17 protein-coding genes are annotated in these 17,307 nt (G+C 59.8%); 7 read left to right on the forward strand and 10 right to left on the reverse strand.

Features of this window, described 5'->3' with window-relative positions:
- Positions 1 to 240 precede the first annotated feature (240 nt).
- From KYK33_RS05040 to folA, 4 genes are all read left to right on the forward strand, one after another.
- The gene (locus tag KYK33_RS05040; RefSeq protein WP_224432239.1) at positions 241 to 579 is read left to right on the forward strand and encodes a DUF3135 domain-containing protein; all 339 of its coding nucleotides are present in this window, start codon (positions 241 to 243) and stop codon (positions 577 to 579) included.
- Between the two features lie 306 nt (positions 580 to 885).
- The gene (locus KYK33_RS05045; protein WP_224432240.1) at positions 886 to 1,698 is read left to right on the forward strand and encodes a threonine/serine exporter family protein; all 813 of its coding nucleotides are present in this window, start codon (positions 886 to 888) and stop codon (positions 1,696 to 1,698) included.
- A 58-nt stretch (positions 1,699 to 1,756) separates the two neighbouring features.
- Complete coding sequence (locus tag KYK33_RS05050; RefSeq protein ID WP_042040159.1) at positions 1,757 to 2,224, forward strand: threonine/serine exporter family protein; 468 nt, start codon at positions 1,757 to 1,759, stop codon at positions 2,222 to 2,224.
- Between the two features lie 24 nt (positions 2,225 to 2,248).
- Positions 2,249 to 2,749 carry a type 3 dihydrofolate reductase gene (gene folA, locus KYK33_RS05055; protein WP_224432241.1) on the forward strand — a complete coding sequence of 167 codons (501 nt, stop codon included), beginning with the start codon at positions 2,249 to 2,251 and terminating at the stop codon, positions 2,747 to 2,749.
- A 69-nt stretch (positions 2,750 to 2,818) separates the two neighbouring features.
- Here the strand turns inward: folA and KYK33_RS05060 are convergent, their stop codons facing one another.
- Genes KYK33_RS05060 through lptD form a run of 6 tightly spaced genes read right to left on the reverse strand, consistent with a single transcriptional unit; the run spans position 2,819 to position 9,542 of the window.
- The gene (locus KYK33_RS05060; protein ID WP_224432242.1) at positions 2,819 to 3,646 is read right to left on the reverse strand and encodes a symmetrical bis(5'-nucleosyl)-tetraphosphatase; all 828 of its coding nucleotides are present in this window, start codon (positions 3,644 to 3,646) and stop codon (positions 2,819 to 2,821) included.
- Positions 3,647 to 3,652: 6 nt separating this feature from the next.
- On the reverse strand, positions 3,653 to 4,015 hold the full coding sequence (gene apaG / locus KYK33_RS05065) for a Co2+/Mg2+ efflux protein ApaG (protein ID WP_224432243.1): 363 nt from the start codon (positions 4,013 to 4,015) through the stop codon (positions 3,653 to 3,655).
- A gap of 4 nt (positions 4,016 to 4,019) precedes the next feature.
- On the reverse strand, positions 4,020 to 4,832 hold the full coding sequence (gene rsmA, locus KYK33_RS05070; protein WP_224432244.1) for a 16S rRNA (adenine(1518)-N(6)/adenine(1519)-N(6))-dimethyltransferase RsmA: 813 nt from the start codon (positions 4,830 to 4,832) through the stop codon (positions 4,020 to 4,022).
- Positions 4,829 to 5,815, reverse strand: coding sequence for a 4-hydroxythreonine-4-phosphate dehydrogenase PdxA (pdxA, locus tag KYK33_RS05075; protein WP_224432949.1), 987 nt, complete (start codon positions 5,813 to 5,815; stop codon positions 4,829 to 4,831). The genes rsmA and pdxA overlap by 4 nt, the downstream gene beginning before the upstream one ends.
- Positions 5,815 to 7,113: a peptidylprolyl isomerase SurA gene (gene surA, locus KYK33_RS05080; RefSeq protein ID WP_224432245.1), complete on the reverse strand. Its 1,299-nt coding sequence runs from the start codon at positions 7,111 to 7,113 to the stop codon at positions 5,815 to 5,817. Before surA ends, pdxA begins: the two co-directional genes overlap by 1 nt.
- A 29-nt stretch (positions 7,114 to 7,142) precedes the next feature.
- On the reverse strand, positions 7,143 to 9,542 hold the full coding sequence (gene lptD / locus KYK33_RS05085) for an LPS assembly protein LptD (protein ID WP_224432246.1): 2,400 nt from the start codon (positions 9,540 to 9,542) through the stop codon (positions 7,143 to 7,145).
- A 179-nt stretch (positions 9,543 to 9,721) separates the two neighbouring features.
- Between lptD and KYK33_RS05090 the strand changes: the two genes are divergently transcribed.
- From KYK33_RS05090 to djlA, 3 genes are read left to right on the forward strand one after another with little or no spacing between them, the layout of a single operon-like run.
- Positions 9,722 to 10,753, forward strand: a complete 1,032-nt coding sequence (locus KYK33_RS05090) for an aminoglycoside phosphotransferase family protein (RefSeq protein WP_224432247.1) — start codon at positions 9,722 to 9,724, stop codon at positions 10,751 to 10,753.
- The gene (murU, locus tag KYK33_RS05095) at positions 10,750 to 11,415 is read left to right on the forward strand and encodes an N-acetylmuramate alpha-1-phosphate uridylyltransferase MurU (protein ID WP_224432248.1); all 666 of its coding nucleotides are present in this window, start codon (positions 10,750 to 10,752) and stop codon (positions 11,413 to 11,415) included. Before KYK33_RS05090 ends, murU begins: the two co-directional genes overlap by 4 nt.
- A 16-nt stretch (positions 11,416 to 11,431) precedes the next feature.
- Positions 11,432 to 12,259 carry a co-chaperone DjlA gene (gene djlA, locus KYK33_RS05100; RefSeq protein WP_042040173.1) on the forward strand — a complete coding sequence of 276 codons (828 nt, stop codon included), beginning with the start codon at positions 11,432 to 11,434 and terminating at the stop codon, positions 12,257 to 12,259.
- 67 nt (positions 12,260 to 12,326) lie between these two features.
- Here djlA and KYK33_RS05105 read toward each other — a convergent pair whose 3' ends face one another.
- The 4 genes from KYK33_RS05105 to KYK33_RS05120 form a co-directional block, all read right to left on the reverse strand.
- Positions 12,327 to 13,670: an NCS2 family permease gene (locus tag KYK33_RS05105; RefSeq protein ID WP_224432249.1), complete on the reverse strand. Its 1,344-nt coding sequence runs from the start codon at positions 13,668 to 13,670 to the stop codon at positions 12,327 to 12,329.
- 263 nt (positions 13,671 to 13,933) lie between these two features.
- On the reverse strand, positions 13,934 to 14,269 hold the full coding sequence (locus KYK33_RS05110) for a hypothetical protein (RefSeq protein WP_224432250.1): 336 nt from the start codon (positions 14,267 to 14,269) through the stop codon (positions 13,934 to 13,936).
- Between the two features lie 166 nt (positions 14,270 to 14,435).
- Complete coding sequence (ettA, locus tag KYK33_RS05115) at positions 14,436 to 16,103, reverse strand: energy-dependent translational throttle protein EttA (protein WP_224432251.1); 1,668 nt, start codon at positions 16,101 to 16,103, stop codon at positions 14,436 to 14,438.
- Positions 16,104 to 16,338: 235 nt separating this feature from the next.
- Positions 16,339 to 17,205 carry a lytic transglycosylase domain-containing protein gene (locus tag KYK33_RS05120; RefSeq protein ID WP_042040179.1) on the reverse strand — a complete coding sequence of 289 codons (867 nt, stop codon included), beginning with the start codon at positions 17,203 to 17,205 and terminating at the stop codon, positions 16,339 to 16,341.
- Between the last annotated feature and the right edge of the window lie 102 nt (positions 17,206 to 17,307).

Below are 17,307 nucleotides of genomic sequence, written 5' to 3' on the forward strand. Positions count from 1 at the left end.
TGCTTGTGAAAAATGTATAAGGATTGATGGTTAGACAGGATATTGGCGTTTCAAATTCAACGTGCTGATCTGTAATGGTTAATATCTTGATGTCCTGATTGGCTGTATTCAATGGAAGCCTGTCGACTGTCTGGTGGTAAATTGAACTCCGCTCACCCTTGGCATATATAACCAGTAGGAGAGGCTGGAAGAGTCAATGTGCCAGCATCACACCCTCTCAATGCGAGAGTGGAGGGCGACATGGAATTACCTGATTTTGACACCTTGAAACGGCTTGCCGCGACAGAGCCTCATCTGCTTGAGACCCTGCTCTATGAACAGATAGAGGCGGTGATAGAAACGGCCACCCCGGATCAGCAGCGCAGATTGAGAGGGTTGCAGTTTCAGGTCGACTGCCAGCGCAGGCTGGCCAAGAACCCCATCGATAGCTGCCTTCGCATCGTCAATATGATGCAAGACTCCTTCTTCCTGATGCGAAGTGAAATGAGCCGGCTCTGCTATCTCTCGGACGAAGATGAACTCCCTCCCTTGCCACCCCGTAATAATGTGGTCTCATTGCAGGACCATCGCCACAAATAAGTGTCATTCGGAAATATTCAATACCGGGTTATAGACGGGAATGGATTATTTCCGGTGACCCAGCTGGGCCGTATTTGGCATATCCCGGTCGTGTTTCCTTTATCGCGCTGACATTAGGTGATCCGAAAGAGACCGCTATCCCATGGGGGCCTTTGGCTGCGCGCTTTATTATGAGTGATACCGGTTGCAAGCTATTTATCATCCGGTTCGTTGATCTTGCCCCCTATTTTACCCTGCCAGGGGTGGGTGAATAGCCTGGCCAGCCAGGCTAAGATAGTGCCTTTAACGCTACGACTCGAAGGGAACATGAGAAGTATCAGTCCAAGAAGGGTGCTGTCCCGGGAACAGCAGACGGAGGTCACCCGTATCCTCGTCAAGGCAGGGCAGATGTTGGCCCAGTTTGGTGCCGAAAGCCGACTCATTGAGCAAACGACAACGCGGCTGGGCCTGGCGCTTGGACTGGAGAGTGTCGAGATGGCCATCTCCTCAAGTGCCATCGTGTTGACCAGCCTCTATCAGGGGCATTGTGTCACCACCACCCGCAGGGTGCGCGAGCACGGCATCAATATGCAGGTGGTGTGTGAGGTGCAACGACTGTGCATCATGGCTGAGAAGCATCTCATTGGGGCGCGGGAAGTCAGGCAGCGACTCGATGCCATCAAGCCCTTCCACTATCACCCCTGGCTGGTCGTGCCCATGGTGGGTCTATCCTGTGGTGCCTTCAGCCTGTTGTTCGGCGGCGATTGGCCCATTTTCCTGGTGACTTTTGTCGCCAGCGCCGTTGCCATGCGGGTACGCCAGCTGATGGTGCGCCACCATCACAGTCCGCTTATCAATTTCGCCCTGACCGGCTTTATCGCAACGCTCCTTGCCTCCAGCGCCACCTTCTTTGGCTGGGGCGAGCAGCCCTACCTCGCCATGGCGGCCAGCGTGCTGTTGCTGGTGCCGGGGTTCCCCCTCATCAATGCGGTCTCTGACATGGTCAAGGGTTACTTCAACATGGGGCTGGCCCGCTGGGGGACGGCGACCCTGCTCACCATCAGCGCCGCCATCGGCATCATACTGGCCATGTCCATCGCCGAGGTCTGGGGAGGCAAGGTATGGTGGAGGCTGATATGAACCGCATCTCGCATGCTATGGCAGCGCTCCCGTCAGCCGGTGGTGATGGGAGCAGGCCATGATGGAGCTGTCATGGTTGTTGGCCAAGGATGCCTTCTGGTCGGCCATTCCCGCGGTGGGGTTTGCCATGTTGTTCAACGTGCCGCCCCGCATGCTCAAGTACTGCGCCATGGGGGGCGCCCTGGCCCATAGTCTGCGTACCTTGCTGATGCACGAGGGGATGCCCATCGAGTGGGCAACCCTGGCGGCGGCGACCACGGTCGGCTTTGTCTGTGTCTATTGGTCGCGGCGGCTGCTGGCCCCGCGCCCCGTGTTCAGCGTGGCCTCTATCATCCCGATGATCCCGGGCAGCTATGCGTTCAAGACGATGATAGCCATCGTCGAACTCAACATTCACGGCGTGACCCTGGCGCTTATTCAGAGCGCCTTGGAGAATGGTTTGAAGGCTATTTTTATCGTAGGAGCATTGAGCTTCGGGCTGGCGATACCCTCGCTGGTCGTGTACCGTAATCGCCCCATTGTGTGAGAGACGGCGTGAGAGGCTGAACCCATGAAGATTTCCATGATTGCCGCCATGGCCCGGGATCGGGTGATCGGCAAGGACAACCAGATGCCCTGGCACCTGCCCGCCGATCTGGCCCACTTCAAGAGGGTCACCCTTGGCAAACCGGTATTGATGGGGCGAAAGACATTCGAGTCCATTGGCCGCCCGCTGCCTGGGCGCCGAAATTTGGTGATCAGTCGTAATTCAGGATTTAGCGCGCCCAACATTGAGGTTTTCTCATCCATCGAGGAAGTCTTCGCAACCTTGTCCGAGAGCGAGATGCCCGATGAGTTGATGGTGATTGGCGGGGGTTATCTCTATGCCCAGCTATTGCCGCGCGCGGATCGTCTCTATCTGACTCACATTGAGCTGGCCGTCGAGGGTGACACCCGCTTCCCGGAGTATGAGAGGCAGCAGTGGCACTGCGTGGAGCGGGAAGCCCATCAGCCCGATGAGCGCAATCCCCATCCTTACTGTTTCGAGACCCTGGAGCGGATCGCCCATTGATCCCCCAGTCGTACCATGAAAAAAGGCCCGTGAGGGCCTTTTTGCTGTCCGTGATGCACCATGCCTTGCTCAGCGAGCATGCAGGGGGCAGGGGGTGCTGATCAGGGCATCATCTTCCAGACGCCACAGGGTAAGAGTGTTGCCCCAGACGCAGCCGGTATCGAGGGCCTTGATATGAGGACGGCCTGTGTTGCCCATCAGTGCCGCCCAGTGGCCGAATACCAGGGTGGGGTCATCGCGGTGACGCTCCCGCAGCTCGAACCAGGGATGCAGGCCGGGGGTCGAGTCATCGGGCCCCAGCTTGCACTTGAAGTCGAGTCGACCATCGGCGTGACAAAAGCGCATCCGGGTGAAGCTGTTGATGATGTAGCGATAGCGCTCTATGCCGAGCAGGCCTTCGTCCCAGCTATCCGGATGATCCCCATACATGTGGTGCAGCAGCCAGAGGTACTGATCGCTTTGCAGCAGACTCTCCACCTCGCGGGCACAGCGGCGGGCGGTGTCGGCATCCCAGGTCGGAGAGAGACCGGCATGGACCATCATCACAGGGCGTGTCGGGTGGGGGCACTCGGCAAGCAGCGGTCGATGGCGCAGCCATTCCAGCAGGACCTCTCTGTCTGGTGCTTCCATCAAGGCCTGCAATCTGTCCTTTTTCTTGAGGGGGGCCACCCCTTCGGCGACGGCGAGCAGATGCAGATCATGATTGCCGAGTATGCAGACGGCCTTGTCACCCAGGGACTTGGCAAAGCGCAGCACGGAGAGAGAGTCCGGCCCCCGCGCCACCAGATCTCCCGCCAGCCAGAGGGTATCTGCCTGGGGATCAAAATCAGCCAGCTCAAGCAGGCGACGCAGATCGTCATAACAACCCTGGACATCGCCGACAAAACAGTTTGCCATGAAACCTCAATTGATAATGTGGGGAACCGCCAGGGTAAAGGGCGCTATGGGGGCATCAAATTCGTTGCCCGCTTCATCGCGCATCCGATAGCTCCCCTCCATGACCCCGAGGGGGGTATCAAGGGGAACCCCGCTCTGGTAGCGGAAGGTCTCACCAGGGGGGATGACGGGCTGCTCACCGACCACGCCAGGCCCCTCGACCTCCACTATCTTGCCGTTGGCATCGGTGATGATCCAGCGCCGGGCGAGCAGTTGTGCCGGGCCTGGCCCCAGGTTATGGATCTCGATGAGATAGAGAAACTGGTAGGGATCCTGGCTGCCTTCGACATAGCTGGGATGGGGGCGGATATGAATGGTCGGTGTCGCCATGGTGTCAGGCCTGCTGTTGGTCGGCCAGCCAGTTGGCGATGGTCACAAACTGTGCCAGGGAGAGGTTCTCCGGGCGCAGGGTGCTGTCAATGCCAAGCTCGGCGAGCTGGTCCACGGTAATGAAGTTCGCAAAGCTGTTGCGGATGGTCTTGCGACGCTGGCCGAAGCCTTCGGTACAGACCCGGCTCAGGCAGCGCAGATCCTTGGCGACCAGGGGTGGGGTCTTGTGGGGCACCAGGCGTACCACGGCAGAGTCCACTTTCGGGGCTGGCTTGAAGGCGCCTGGGCCCACTTCCAGCACAGGGATCACCTGGCAGTAGTACTGAACCATGACGCTCAGGCGACCATAGGCCTTGCTGCCCGGACCGGCGCACATCCGCAATACCACCTCTTTTTGCAACATGAAGTGCATGTCCTCGACCCGGTCGGCGAACTCGCACAGGTGGAAGATGAGGGGGGTGGAGATGTTATAGGGCAGGTTGCCGAAGATGCGCAGCGGCCCCTTGCCTTCGCCCATCAGGGTGCCGAAGTCGAAGCGCATGGCATCGGCTTCGATCACGGTCAGCTTCTCTTTCAGGGTGGGGTGCTCACGCAGGCGTGCGGCCAAGTCACGGTCCAGCTCGACCACGGTCATCTTGTCCATCTGGGAGGCGACCGGTTCGGTCAGCGCCGCCAGACCCGGGCCTATCTCCACCAGGTTCTGACCCGGCTGGGGATTGATGGCGGCCACTATCTGATCGATCACATAGCTGTCGTGCAAGAAGTTCTGACCGAAACGCTTACGGGCCGTGTGGCCCATGTGCATCTTACTGCTCATATTTTTTTCTCTACCATCAGAATGGCGTGGTTAAGCGCGGTGATCAGGCTGCCAGAATCGGCCAGGCCCTTGCCTGCCAAGTCCAGGGCCGTGCCGTGATCCACCGAGGTGCGGATAAAGGGGAGTCCGAGGGTGATATTGACCGAGCGCCCGAAGCCCTTGTATTTGAGCACGGGCAGCCCCTGGTCGTGGTACATGGTCAGTACCGCGTCCGCATCCTTGAGGTACTTCTCCTGGAACAGGGTGTCGGCTGGCAGGGGGCCAACCAGATCGATCCCTTCCTGGCGCAGGGCGGTCAGGGCGGGTTCGATCACGTCTATCTCTTCCCGGCCCAGGTGACCCCCTTCCCCGGCGTGGGGATTGAGGCCGCAGACGTAGATCCTGGGACGAGTGATACCAAACTTGCTGTTCAGATCCGCATTCAGGATCCGGATCACCTTGCCCAGACGCTCCGCCGTAATGGCGCGAGCGACATTGGCGAGGGGAATGTGAGTGGTGGCCAGCGCCACCCTCAGGCCGTCGGTGGCGAGCAGCATGACCACATCACCGACCCCTGCCTGCTGGGCAAAGAACTCGGTGTGGCCGCTAAACGAGACCCCTGCCTGGTTGATGATGCCCTTGTGCACCGGGCCTGTGACCACGGCGGCAAACTCGCCGCTCAGGTTGCCATCACAGGCTCGCTGCAGGGTGGCCAGCACATAGGCGCCATTGGCTTCGTCGAGCGCGCCTGCGGTCTCCGTTGCCCCCAGGGTGACGGGGCAGAGGGTCAGGCTACCGGCCCGCTGGGGGCTGGCCGGCAGGGCTGGATCATAGGGGACAAGCTCGATATCGAGCCCCAGCATGGCGGCGCGGCGGCGCATCAGCGCAGGATCGGCCACCACCACGAGCTGGTGGGGCCAATCGCGCTGGGCGATGTCGAGCACCAGGTCCGGCCCAATGCCGGCCGGCTCCCCCGGGGTGATGGCGAGACGTTGGCAAATCATCAACTGCCGGCGCCTTCGATGCGGATATAGGCTTCATCGCGCAGCTCATCCAGCCAGGCTTGGGACTCTTCCACGAAGCGGCGATTGTAGATCAGCTGGTAAGCGCGCTGTTCCTGGGCCTTGTCGGTGGCGTCCTGACTGCGTCTGTCTTCGAGCTGCACTATGTGCCAGCCGTGGCTGGTACGGAACGGCTCGCTGTACTGACCGGGTTGCAGGCGATTGACCATATCGCGGAACTCGGGCACATAAACGCCGGGATCGGACCAGCCGAGCTCGCCACCTTGAACCGCAGAACCTGGGTCTTCGGAGTACTTCTCTGCCAGGGCGGCGAAGTCAGCCTTGCCGCTCTTGATGTCGTGGAGGAAGCCATCAAGCATGCCCTTGGCCTTCTCTTCACTCAGGATGATCGAGGGCTTGATCAGAATGTGGCGGGCCTTGACCTCGGTCTGCACCACTTGCTGGGCACCCTTGGCATCAAACACCTTGACGATGTGCAGGCCTGCCCCGGAGCGCAGCGGACCGACGATGTCACCCTTCTTGGCACCCTGCACGGCCTCAGCCATGAGCGTGGGCATCTCTTGCGGGCTCATCCAGCCCCAATCCCCCCCTTCCAGGGCCTTGGGACCATTGCTCTCGGCGATGGCCAGCTCGCGGAAGTCCGCGCCATCACGCAGGCGTTTGAGCAGGCTGTCGATCTTGGCTTTGGCGGCATTGAGCTGTTCGGTGCTCGGGTTGTCCGGCAGGGCTATCTGGATGTGACCGACATGGAACTCCTGCTGTTGCTGGCCCTGTTTCTGCAGTGCCTGCACCACTTGCTTGACCTCTTGATCGGAGATGTTGATGCGGCGACGGATCTGGTTGCGGCGAACCTCGTTCATCAGGATTTCGCGGCGCACCTCTTCCCGGTACTGGGCATAACTCAGACCCTCACGGTCGAGCTGGGCCCGCAGCTGCTCCAGGTTCATCTTGTTATCGGCGGCGATGCTGTTGATCGCCTGCTCGAGCTGGGTATCGCTTATCTTCAGACCTTGCCGGTCCGCCAGCTGCAATTGCAGGCTCTCCTGGATCAGGCGATCCAGCGCCTGTTTGCGCAGGGTGGCGTCATCGGGCAGCGCCTGGCCGCTCTCCTTGGCAGAGAACTTGATCTTGTTGACCAGGGCCTCTTGCTGGCTGGCGAGTACCACGTCTTTGTTGACCACCGCCAGCACCTTGTCGATGAGCTCGGGGGAGGCAAGGGCACTCTGGCTCATGACACCTAACAGGCCTGCGGTCAGCAGGGAAATCCACGTCTTCTTCATATCCATCTCTCAAGGCGTTTTGCGATGACTCACTTGTCCCGCAGGTTAAACGGACGAATGTAAGGCAGGGCATCTGTATCCAGACTGGTGCCCTTGGCCCCTGTACCCACACTACCCAATCCTTTCATTTCAAACTGGATGCCGAAACTACGCTCCGAAGTGGGCTGGTAGGTGACGTTATCCGGGCTGTTGACCCACTCCAGGTTGAAGTTGATGCTCCAGCAACAGGAGTCATATTTGACGCCTATTTTGCGGTCGACTTTGACGTTCTGATCCAGGTCGTAGTAATAGCCGCCATACATGTGCCACTGGTCATTGATGGGCGAGCCCACCACCATGCCGACCTGATTGATGTTGGCCGTCTCACCGCTGCGGGTGAGGTCATAGTTGGCATCACGCACGAAGCGGTAGTTGACCTGGCTGACCAGCTTCTCATGGCGGTATTCCAGGGCACTGTTGGCGGAGCTGAACTCTTTTTCCTGCACGTCATACTGGGCGCCGGCATGGGCGAACCACTGTTCGCTTATCTTGGCATCCCCCTCGAACGACAAGGGGGAGCGGGTGTTGGTGCTCGCCTCATCGCTGGGATAGAGCGTTACCTTGGGGGCGACGAAATCGAATGCCTGAGCCACCGCCAGACGGAGACGTTCATCACCTACGGCATCATAGACCCGGCTGGTGAGACCCACGGAGACCCGGTTGGAATCACTTATCCGGTCCAGACCGGCGAACCGGCGATCGCTGAACAGGCTGTAGTAGTCCTGGCGCATGCTGGTCGAGTCATAGATACCAATGTTGTCCTGATCCTCGTAGGGGACATAGAGGTACTGAAACTCGGGCTCCAGGGTCTGGTTGGCAGTTTCACCAAACCAATCCTGCTGACGATCGAAGGTCATGCCACCCTTGAGGCGGAACGAGGGCAGTACCCGGGTGACCTTGTCGTCGAGATCGGTCAGCCCCTTGTCGCGGTAATAGGCCGTGAGCTTGCTGCTATCCGGTACATCCTGGTTGTACTGGGTGTACATCAGCTTGTATTGGCTATCCAGGTAGTAGCCAGCCGCATCGATGAGCGGCACCGTCAGGGTAGGCGCACTGTAGAGGCGGGTGCCTGTGTAGGCCTCGCCGATGGTGGATTGATTATTGTCATAGCCGAACTTGGTCAATTCGGTATTCCAGGCCAGATCGTACCAGTTGCCCTGATGGTAAAAGTTGTGATTGATGCGCGGCAACATGGTGTGAGGCTGCTGGGCACCGGCCAGCAATATCTGGTAGGTGCGCGCCTCTGTGGTCAGGTTCCAGTTCTGCTGGTAATAACCGGCAGTAAAGGATTGTTGCAACTGGTTATCGACCTGAGTGCCGACCGGCGGCGAGAAGTCGTTGAAATAGTTGTAATCGTTATCGCGTACCTTGGTGTAGTCGAGGGACATCACCAGGGCATTGTCGAGGAAGCGCGAGGTATGACGGGCACTGAGCAGGTAGCGATGACCATCGGCGAGATAATCATTGAGGCTATCCGTCTCGTCATACTGCTTGTCATCGGCCAGGTTCTCGAAATAGAGGCTGCCGGTATGGGACGGGTTCGGCATATAGCGGAACTCGACCTGCTCCATCAGGCCACGCCTGTCCATGAAACGAGAGCTGATAGTCGCGTCGTAGTTGGGGGCTATATTCCAGTAAAACGGCTGGTTGATGTCCATGCCGTTCTTGGAGCTCTGCTCGTAGCTGGGGTAGAGCAGACCCGTCTTGCGCTGATCCTTGATCGGAAAGTTGATATAGGGGAAGTAGAACACCGGGTAGTCATAGAGCCAGAGACTGGCGTTCCAGGCTTCGCCAAACACCTCGTTCTGATCGATGTCGATGCTGCCCGCCTTCAGGGTCCAGGCTTCCTGGCCCGGTGGGCAGGTAGTGTATTGCGCGCCTTCCAGGGTGATGTTCTGGTTGTTATTGGTCATGATGACCCGGTCGGCCGAGCCACGCACCGGTGAGCCATGAACCTGATAGACACCCTCTTCCAGCTCGGAATCTTTGGTGGTGAGGTTGGATTTCAGGGTCTTGTCGCTGGTGACAGTGACCTGGCCGTCGTTGTAATAGATGTTGCCGATGGCGATCACATCCCGGCTCTTCTGATCGACCTGGGCATAATCAGAATCAAACTTGCGCACACCCTGGCGAACCTTGACGTCGCCCTGATAGACGGCGGTGCCACCCTGCTTGGCCTCGAGCCTGTCGGCATCAACCTCCACCGGCAGGGCGTTGGCGTCCTCATTGGCGGGGGCTTTCTCTATCTTGGGAACATAGTCATAGCAGAGCCCGTCCAGCAGACCAGTGGCGGCGGGTACGCTCAATGGCGCAGCCTGGAGATATGCCGGGCTGGCAAGGCCAATGGTCAGGGCGATGGGACAGGCACGCCCCAGTGTCCATTTTGTCATTTAGAAGACTCGCGCAATCCGTATCGAAACGGCTGATTCAAGAGCATGCATAATACGCCAGGACTCATCGAGTTGACATTGCATCTCATTGCTTTATGTTAGCCGGCAATGATAAAGCATTATTGCGGCCAGGGCTAACAGCCAAGCGCTGCTTTCCACCTTCAGCCGGTCCTTCACTCATGTCCAATCGCTTCGACTCCCTGCTCCAGTTTGCTCGCCAGTACACCGGCGACCCCCAGCTGACGCTGACCCTTATCTCTGGCGATGCCAGTTTCCGCCGTTACTATCGGGGGGCAGATCTTGTCTGGGTGGATGCCAATCCCCACACCGAAAAGAATCACGAATTTGTTCGCAATGCGGCAGCCCTGCATGCCTGCAATCTGCTGGCACCCGAAGTGCGAGCGGTCGATTACAGCCTTGGCCTGCTGGCAGTGACAGATCTTGGCGATATCCAGCTCATTCATTGTCTGGGTGAGCACAGCGTACTGGCCTGGTACGAGAAAGCCATTGCGCTGCTGCCCCGGCTGGGGGGCGTGGTGTTGCCGCTCGAGCCTTTCGATGAGCTCTTCATGGCCCGGGAAAACGCCATCTTCCCCGAATGGCTGCTGGGCAAGCATCTGCAACTGCTGCTCAGCGAGGCAGAACAGCAGTTGCTGGATGACACTTTCGCCTGCCTCACCGCCAATAGCCTGGCTCAGCCCCAGGGGGTGATGCACAGAGATTTCCATAGTCGCAATCTGATGGTGTGCAGCGAAGGGGAGGGGGACCCTGTCCCGGCCCTGAGCGAGTTGGCCATCATCGATTTTCAAGACATGGTCATGGGCCCCCTCAGCTATGACCTCGTCTCGCTGCTGAAGGATTGCTACGTGCGCTGGCCCGATGAGGTGCTCGAGCAGGGAATGCAGCTTGGCTATGCCCGATTGAGTCAAGCCGGGCTGCTCGGCGAGCTGGATTATGCCAGTTTCCGTCGTCATGCGGACCTGACCGGTATGCAGCGTCACCTGAAGGCGGCGGGCCTGTTCACCCGTCTCTATCATCGCGATGGCAAGTCAGGTTACCTCAAGGATATTCCCCGTACTCTGGGCTATGTGGTGGACGTGTGCGAGCTGCACGGCACCGCCTATCCGGTGCTGGCCGAGTTCGGAGAGTGGCTGGTGCGCCGGGTTCTGCCCGGTTTTGATGGCGCAGTGCTGGAGGGCAAGGGCCCATGAAGGCCATGATACTGGCGGCCGGTCGCGGTGAGCGGATGCGTCCGCTCACCGACACTGTGCCCAAGCCGCTGCTGAGGGTGGGGGGCAAGCCGCTTATCGTTCATCATCTCGAGAAGCTCAAAGCCGCTGGCATCAGCGAGGTGGTCATCAACCATGCCTGGCTCGGCGACAAGCTGGTGGCGGCGCTCGGTGATGGCAGTGACGTCGGGGTACAGATCGCCTGGTCTGCCGAGGCTGCGGCGCTCGAAACGGCGGGCGGCATAGTGCAGGCCCTGCCACTGCTGGGGGATGGCCCTTTTCTGGTGATCAATGGGGATACCTGGCTGGGAATGGATTACGCGCCTCTGGTGTCTCAATCTCTGGGAGACGATCTCGCCCATCTCTGGCTGGTGCCCAATCCTCCCCAGCACCCTCAGGGGGATTTTTCCCTCGAGGGAGACAGAGTACTGGATCGCCCCGGATTGACCTTTAGCGGCGTCGGTCTTTACCACACGTCAGCCTTCAGTGCCCTCACCCAGGGCAGTCGTAAACTGGCCCCGCTGCTGCGCGACTGGATGGCGCAAGGGCGAGTGGGTGGCTCACCGCTGATCGGGGACTGGCGCGATATCGGCACTGTGGCGCGGCTGCGTGCCCTGGACGACGAGTTAAGCTCCACTAATTAATATGAGGTCTTGAGTCATGCGTATTTGGGGCAAGGTGCTCGGCGCCTTCTTCGGTTTTTTACTCGGCAATATCTTCGGGTTGCTGATTGGTCTCTGGCTCGGTCACCGGTTTGACCGCGGTATCGGCATCCAGGGGGCATTTCGTCGCACCCCGAGCGCCGAGCAGCAAGCCATCTTCTTCCACGCGACCTTCGCGGTCATGGGCCACATTGCCAAGGCGGGTGGCCAGGTCACCGAGCAGGAGATCCGGGTCGCTGCGGCGTTGATGGAGCGGATGCGGCTCTCCCCCGAGCAGCGCAGCAACGCCCAGCGTTCGTTTCGCGAGGGTAAAGAGGCTGATTTTCCCCTGCGTCAGACCCTGGCCGGGTTTCGCAGTGCGAGCCAGGGCCAGCGCGACATCTTGCGTTTCTTCCTGGAGGTACAACTGCAAGCGGCCTTTGCCGATGGTCAGGTCGAAGCGGCCGAGCGCGCCATCTTGCAGACCATTGCCGAGGAGCTGGGCTTTAGCCAGATAGAGCTGGCGCGGATCCTGGCCATGGCCGAGGCACAGATGAACTTCTTCCGCCACGGCGGCCGGGGCCAGTATCAGGGGGGTCATCACTCCGCGGGCCAGCAGCCACCGAGCCGTGACAGGCTCAAGGACGCCTACCAGTTGCTGGGGGTGAGCGAAGAGATGTCGGATGCCGACGTGAAGAAGGCCTATCGCAAGGAGATGAGCAAGCATCACCCGGACAAGCTGGCCGCCAAGGGTCTGCCGCCGGAGATGATGGAGATGGCCAAGGAGAAAGCCCAGGAGATACAGCAGGCCTGGGAGTGGATCCGCGAGGCGCGCGGCATCCGTTGAATCTTGCCTTTTGCCAGCCATAAAAAATGCCCGTCGATGACGGGCATTTTTGTGTGCGCAGCCGGGGTTAGTGGCTATCGACCCAGACGAATTTGATCACGAACAGCAGGGCCACTACCAGCACGCAGGGGTTGATCTCGCGCCAGCGACCGGTGCCCGCCTTCATCACGCAGTAGGAGATGAAGCCCACGGCGATCCCCTCGGTGATGGAGAAGCTGAACGGCATCATCACCGCTGTCATAAAGGCCGGCACCGCCTCGGTCAAGTCTTCCCATTTGACTTTGGTCAGCTCGGAGCACATCAGCACCCCCACGTAGATGAGCGCGCCGGCGGCGGCATAGGCGGGCACCATGGCGGCGATGGGGGAGAAGAAGATCGCCAGCAGAAACAGCACGCCGACCACTATGGCGGTCAGGCCGGTGCGACCGCCGACGGCGACCCCTGAGCTGCTCTCGATATAGGCCGTGACCGAGGAGGTACCCATAAAGGCGCCGCCAACCGAGCTGATGCTGTCGACCATCAACGCCTGTTTCATGCGCGGGAAGCGGCCCTTGTCATCGGCGAGCTTGGCCCGGCTGGTGACACCTATCAGGGTACCGGAGGAGTCAAACAGGTTGACCAGCATGAAGGAGAAGATGATCCCCGCCAGGCTGATGTCCAGCGAGCCCATCAGATCCAGCTGGCCGAACACCGGGGTGATGCTGGGCGGCATGGAGACGAAGCCCTTGAAGGTCACATCCCCAAACAGCCAGCCCAGGGTGGTGGTGACCACGATGGCGATCAGCACGGCGGAGTGGACGCCGCGGGCGGAGAAGATGCAGATCAGGAAGAAGCCGAGCAGCCCCAGCAGGCAGGGCAGGGAGGTGAGATTGCCCACCGTCACCATGGTGGCGGGGCTCGCCACCACTATGCCGGCGTTGTGCAGGCCGAGCAGGGCGATGAGCAGACCGATACCGGCGGTGATGCCGACTCGCAGGGTGAGCGGGATATTAGCAATCAGCCAGTAGCGTACCCGCAGCAGGGTGAGGATCAGCAAGCCCAGGGCGCCCCAGAAGATGGTGCCCATGCCGACCTGCCAGGAGTAGCCCATGCCGGCGACGACCACGAAGGCGAAGAAGGCGTTGAGACCCATGGCGGGGGCCAGGGCGATGGGCAGGTTGGCCAGCAGACCCATCAGAATGCTGCCGATGCCGGCGATGAGGCAGGTGGTGACAAATACCGCCTGGGTGTCCATGCCCGCATTGGAGAGGATCTGCGGGTTGACGAACACGATATAGACCATGGTCAGGAAGGTGGTGATCCCGGCGATGACCTCGGTGCGGGCGGTGGTGCCATGGCCTTTCAGGGCGAACAGGCGTTCGAGCAATCCTTGCCCGGCAGCCTGATGGTCGGTTTGATGTGGTTGATTCATGTTGTATTCCAATGGGTGACGTGAAATAAGCAGCAGGCTCGCGGCCAGACCCATCCATGAGGGATCCTGACCGGCGTCGCTGGCTAATGAATAGCCGGACTCGTCCTGATACCGTGACAGCGCGCACATTTTCACACAGGCGTCGTCGTTTACAAACCCCGGATCTGCGAAGTGGATCAACGAATAGAGTAAAAATTCAAACGTTTGCCGTCAGTGCAGTGAAAATGGAGCTCGATAGAGACCATGAGACCCTCGGGTGAGGCTCAGAGGGTCTTGAAGTAGCGTTCGACCAGCAGTGCCAGCATGGCATCGCTGCGCTCCTGCAGGGTGGCAAGATCCAGCCCCATGCGACCCATCAGTTGAGCGGCTTGCTCCTCGCTCAATTTGCGATCCCCGAGGAAGAATGTCTGTTCGGGCAACTGCTTGTCATGGCGCGGTAGCAGCACCCAGTGCACCCGTTCGGGTTCGATGGCCGCAAAGATCCGGGTGGCGGCGGCGCAGAAGGTCTCTATGTGTGACTTGCCGTCGGGGCCGAGGCAGCCGGGTTCGAGCCGGATCTGGATAGTGAGTCTCTTCGCGGTGACAGTGGTCTGGGTCATCGGCTGGTATCGGTAGGGGAAGGCGGGGAGATTGTAAGTCAAAAGGCAGTAGAAAGGGGAGCCTTGGCTCCCCTTGTCACGATGCAATCACCCTGATGGGGCGATACGCTTGCCTATCTGGTTCGGTGCGGTTGTACCGCCTCGCGCCATCTTGTACTCGGCTCACTTACTTGGTGATGCGTTTGTACTTGGCTCTGTGCGGCTGAACCGACTCGGCGCCATAGGTCTTCTTCTTCCACTCTTCATATTCGGTGAAGTTACCCTCGAAGAAGGCGATGTTGCCCTCGTCCTGATAATCGAGAATATGCGTGGCGATGCGGTCAAGGAACCAGCGATCGTGGGAGATGACCATGGCGCAACCCGGGAACTCCAACAGGGCGTTCTCGAGGGCGCGCAGGGTTTCGATGTCCAGATCGTTGGTCGGTTCATCGAGCAGCAACACGTTGCCACCGGTTTGCAGCAGCTTGGCCAGGTGCAGACGGCCACGTTCCCCCCCGGAGAGCTCGCCGACCCGCTTCTGCTGATCGGCACCCTTGAAGTTGAAGCGGCCAATATAGGCGCGACTCGGGAACTCATGGTTGCCAATGCGCAATATGTCCTGGCCGTCCGCCACTTCCTGGAACACCGTCTTCTTGTCATCCATGCTGTCACGGAACTGATCCACAGAGGCCAGCACCACGGTATCCCCCAGGCTGATGGTGCCGGAATCCGGTTGCTCCTGGCCTGACATCATGCGGAACAGGGTCGATTTACCGGCACCGTTCGGGCCTATGATGCCGACGATGGCCCCCTTCGGAATGGCGAAGGAGAGATCATCGATCAGCACGCGGTCCCCATAGGACTTGCGCAGGTTGCTCACTTCCAGCACCTTGTCGCCGAGGCGGGGTCCGGGGGGAATGAACAGCTCGTTGGTCTCGTTGCGCTTCTGGTAGTCGTTGTTGTTGAGCTCTTCGAAGCGCGCCATCCGGGCCTTGGACTTGGCCTGACGACCCTTGGGGTTCTGACGAACCCACTCCAACTCTTTCTCGATGGACTTGCGACGAGCAGCCTCGGAGCTGGCTTCCTGGGCCAGGCGGGCATCTTTTTGCTCCAGCCAGGAGGAGTAGTTGCCCTCCCACGGAATGCCTTCGCCGCGGTCCAGCTCCAGGATCCAGCCAGCCACGTTGTCGAGGAAGTAGCGGTCGTGGGTGATGGCGACCACAGTGCCCTCGTAGTCGTGCAGGAAGCGCTCCAGCCAGGCTACGGACTCGGCATCCAGGTGGTTGGTCGGTTCATCCAGCAGCAGCATGTCCGGCTTTTCCAGCAGCAGGCGGCACAGGGCCACCCGGCGACGCTCACCACCGGAGAGGTGCTGGATCTTGGCATCCCAGGCGGGCAGACGCAGGGCATCGGCCGCGCGCTCCAGCTGATTTTCCATGTTGTGGCCACCCTGAGACTCGATGATGGCCTCCAGCTCACCCTGTTCGCGGGCCAGCTTGTCGAAGTCGGCATCCGGCTCGGCGTAGAGGGCATAGACCTCGTCCAGACGGGCCATGGCGCGCTTTACTTCGCCAATGGCTTCTTCGACCGCTTCGCGCACTGTCTGCTCCGGATCCAGCTTGGGCTCCTGGGGCAGGTAGCCAATCTTGATGCCGGGCTGCGGACGGGCTTCCCCTTCGATCTCGGTGTCTATCCCCGCCATGATGCGCAGCAGGGTGGATTTACCGGCGCCATTCAGACCCAATACGCCTATCTTGGCGCCCGGGAAGAAGGAGAGGGAGATGTTCTTGAGAATATGACGCTTGGGCGGTACGACTTTACCCACCCTGTTCATGGTGTAAATAAATTGAGCCATTGGCTAATTCTCTTTCCTTTTCATCAGGTTAACTTTATTTCGTCAACAGGCTGATGTCGTGGTGGGGCCAACTGGCGACAGGGGCCAGCCGGTTCCGAATAACGGTGCGATTGTAAACCAATGGCCGACGGGGGGAAAGTCGATGCCGGTGTGGAAATGGCGCACGAGAGGGGCATTCAATGGGGGATAAGATGTTGAGTGTCACACAAGGTTCTGCGTGGGCTCAGTGGTGGGACTATGGCTTGCTGGTTCGGCTCCTGGCCTGGTGTGGGGTGGGCTCTTTGCCCGCGAAGTAGAGCACCTTGCGCACATATTGCTGGGTCTCGGCATAGGGGGGAATGCCGCCGTATTGATCCACGGATTTTTCCCCGGCGTTATAGGCCGCCGATATCCGCACCCAGTCGCCGTCGAAGCGGCGATGCAGCCACTTGAGATAGGCCATGGCACCGCGGATGTTCTGCTCGGGATCGAAGGGGCGAGTGACACCGAAGCGAGCCTGGGTGGCGGGGATGAGCTGCATCACGCCCTGGGCATTTTTGGGGGAGATGGCGCCGGGTTCGAGATTGGACTCGGCGATGGCGATGGCCAGTACCAGACGCGGGTCTATATCGTGGCGATCGGCGGCCTGACGCAACATATTCACCAGTTTTCGTTTTTCGGGGGATTGACGCGCCACATAGGCGTCGAGGTTGAAGGGGGTAGTGGGAATGGCAAAATAACCGCCGCCCCCCGCGATGCCCGCACCGCAATTGTCCCCCATGGGGACATTGCCAACCCGGCTGTTGTAGTAGCGGGCGGCTTGCTGGTTGCCAAGGCGCATCGCCATGGAGAGATAGCCGTTGGCCAACTTGGGGTTGCGGGGGGCGAGCAGGCGGCCAATACGATAATAGCCTTCGGGGTTGCCGGTGCTGGCGGCGACACAATAGTGCCGTATCGCCTGGCTGATGTTGCCCCGATTTTGAGCCGCCTGCCCCTGCTGGAGGGCATTGATGGCGCGAGGTGCCTGACGAAATGGCTCCTTGGTGGCGGCCTCTGCTATCCCAGTGCTGAGTAACAGCAGGGTCAATAGCATAAACAGCTGCTTCTCGAGCCCATTCACCATGACATCTCTCCATTCAACGTCCAAAAGCTATAGGGGAAATGCGGAGGAAGTGCCAGCCAGAGGGTGGACTCTGTGGTTATGGTATGGCGAGCTTCAAGAACG

The organism is Aeromonas rivuli, assembly GCF_020149575.1.
GTDB lineage: Bacteria > Pseudomonadota > Gammaproteobacteria > Enterobacterales > Aeromonadaceae > Aeromonas > Aeromonas rivuli.

Coding starts and splice junctions, on each gene's coding strand:
- KYK33_RS05040 (WP_224432239.1), top strand. CDS start 241: ATGGAATTACCTGATTTTGACACCTTGAAACGGCTTGCCGCGACAGAG.
- KYK33_RS05045 (WP_224432240.1), top strand. CDS start 886: ATGAGAAGTATCAGTCCAAGAAGGGTGCTGTCCCGGGAACAGCAGACG.
- KYK33_RS05050 (WP_042040159.1), top strand. CDS start 1,757: ATGATGGAGCTGTCATGGTTGTTGGCCAAGGATGCCTTCTGGTCGGCC.
- folA (WP_224432241.1), top strand. CDS start 2,249: ATGAAGATTTCCATGATTGCCGCCATGGCCCGGGATCGGGTGATCGGC.
- KYK33_RS05060 (WP_224432242.1), bottom strand. CDS start 3,646: ATGGCAAACTGTTTTGTCGGCGATGTCCAGGGTTGTTATGACGATCTG.
- apaG (WP_224432243.1), bottom strand. CDS start 4,015: ATGGCGACACCGACCATTCATATCCGCCCCCATCCCAGCTATGTCGAA.
- rsmA (WP_224432244.1), bottom strand. CDS start 4,832: ATGAGCAGTAAGATGCACATGGGCCACACGGCCCGTAAGCGTTTCGGT.
- pdxA (WP_224432949.1), bottom strand. CDS start 5,815: ATGATTTGCCAACGTCTCGCCATCACCCCGGGGGAGCCGGCCGGCATT.
- surA (WP_224432245.1), bottom strand. CDS start 7,113: ATGAAGAAGACGTGGATTTCCCTGCTGACCGCAGGCCTGTTAGGTGTC.
- lptD (WP_224432246.1), bottom strand. CDS start 9,542: ATGACAAAATGGACACTGGGGCGTGCCTGTCCCATCGCCCTGACCATT.
- KYK33_RS05090 (WP_224432247.1), top strand. CDS start 9,722: ATGTCCAATCGCTTCGACTCCCTGCTCCAGTTTGCTCGCCAGTACACC.
- murU (WP_224432248.1), top strand. CDS start 10,750: ATGAAGGCCATGATACTGGCGGCCGGTCGCGGTGAGCGGATGCGTCCG.
- djlA (WP_042040173.1), top strand. CDS start 11,432: ATGCGTATTTGGGGCAAGGTGCTCGGCGCCTTCTTCGGTTTTTTACTC.
- KYK33_RS05105 (WP_224432249.1), bottom strand. CDS start 13,670: ATGAATCAACCACATCAAACCGACCATCAGGCTGCCGGGCAAGGATTG.
- KYK33_RS05110 (WP_224432250.1), bottom strand. CDS start 14,269: ATGACCCAGACCACTGTCACCGCGAAGAGACTCACTATCCAGATCCGG.
- ettA (WP_224432251.1), bottom strand. CDS start 16,103: ATGGCTCAATTTATTTACACCATGAACAGGGTGGGTAAAGTCGTACCG.
- KYK33_RS05120 (WP_042040179.1), bottom strand. CDS start 17,205: ATGGTGAATGGGCTCGAGAAGCAGCTGTTTATGCTATTGACCCTGCTG.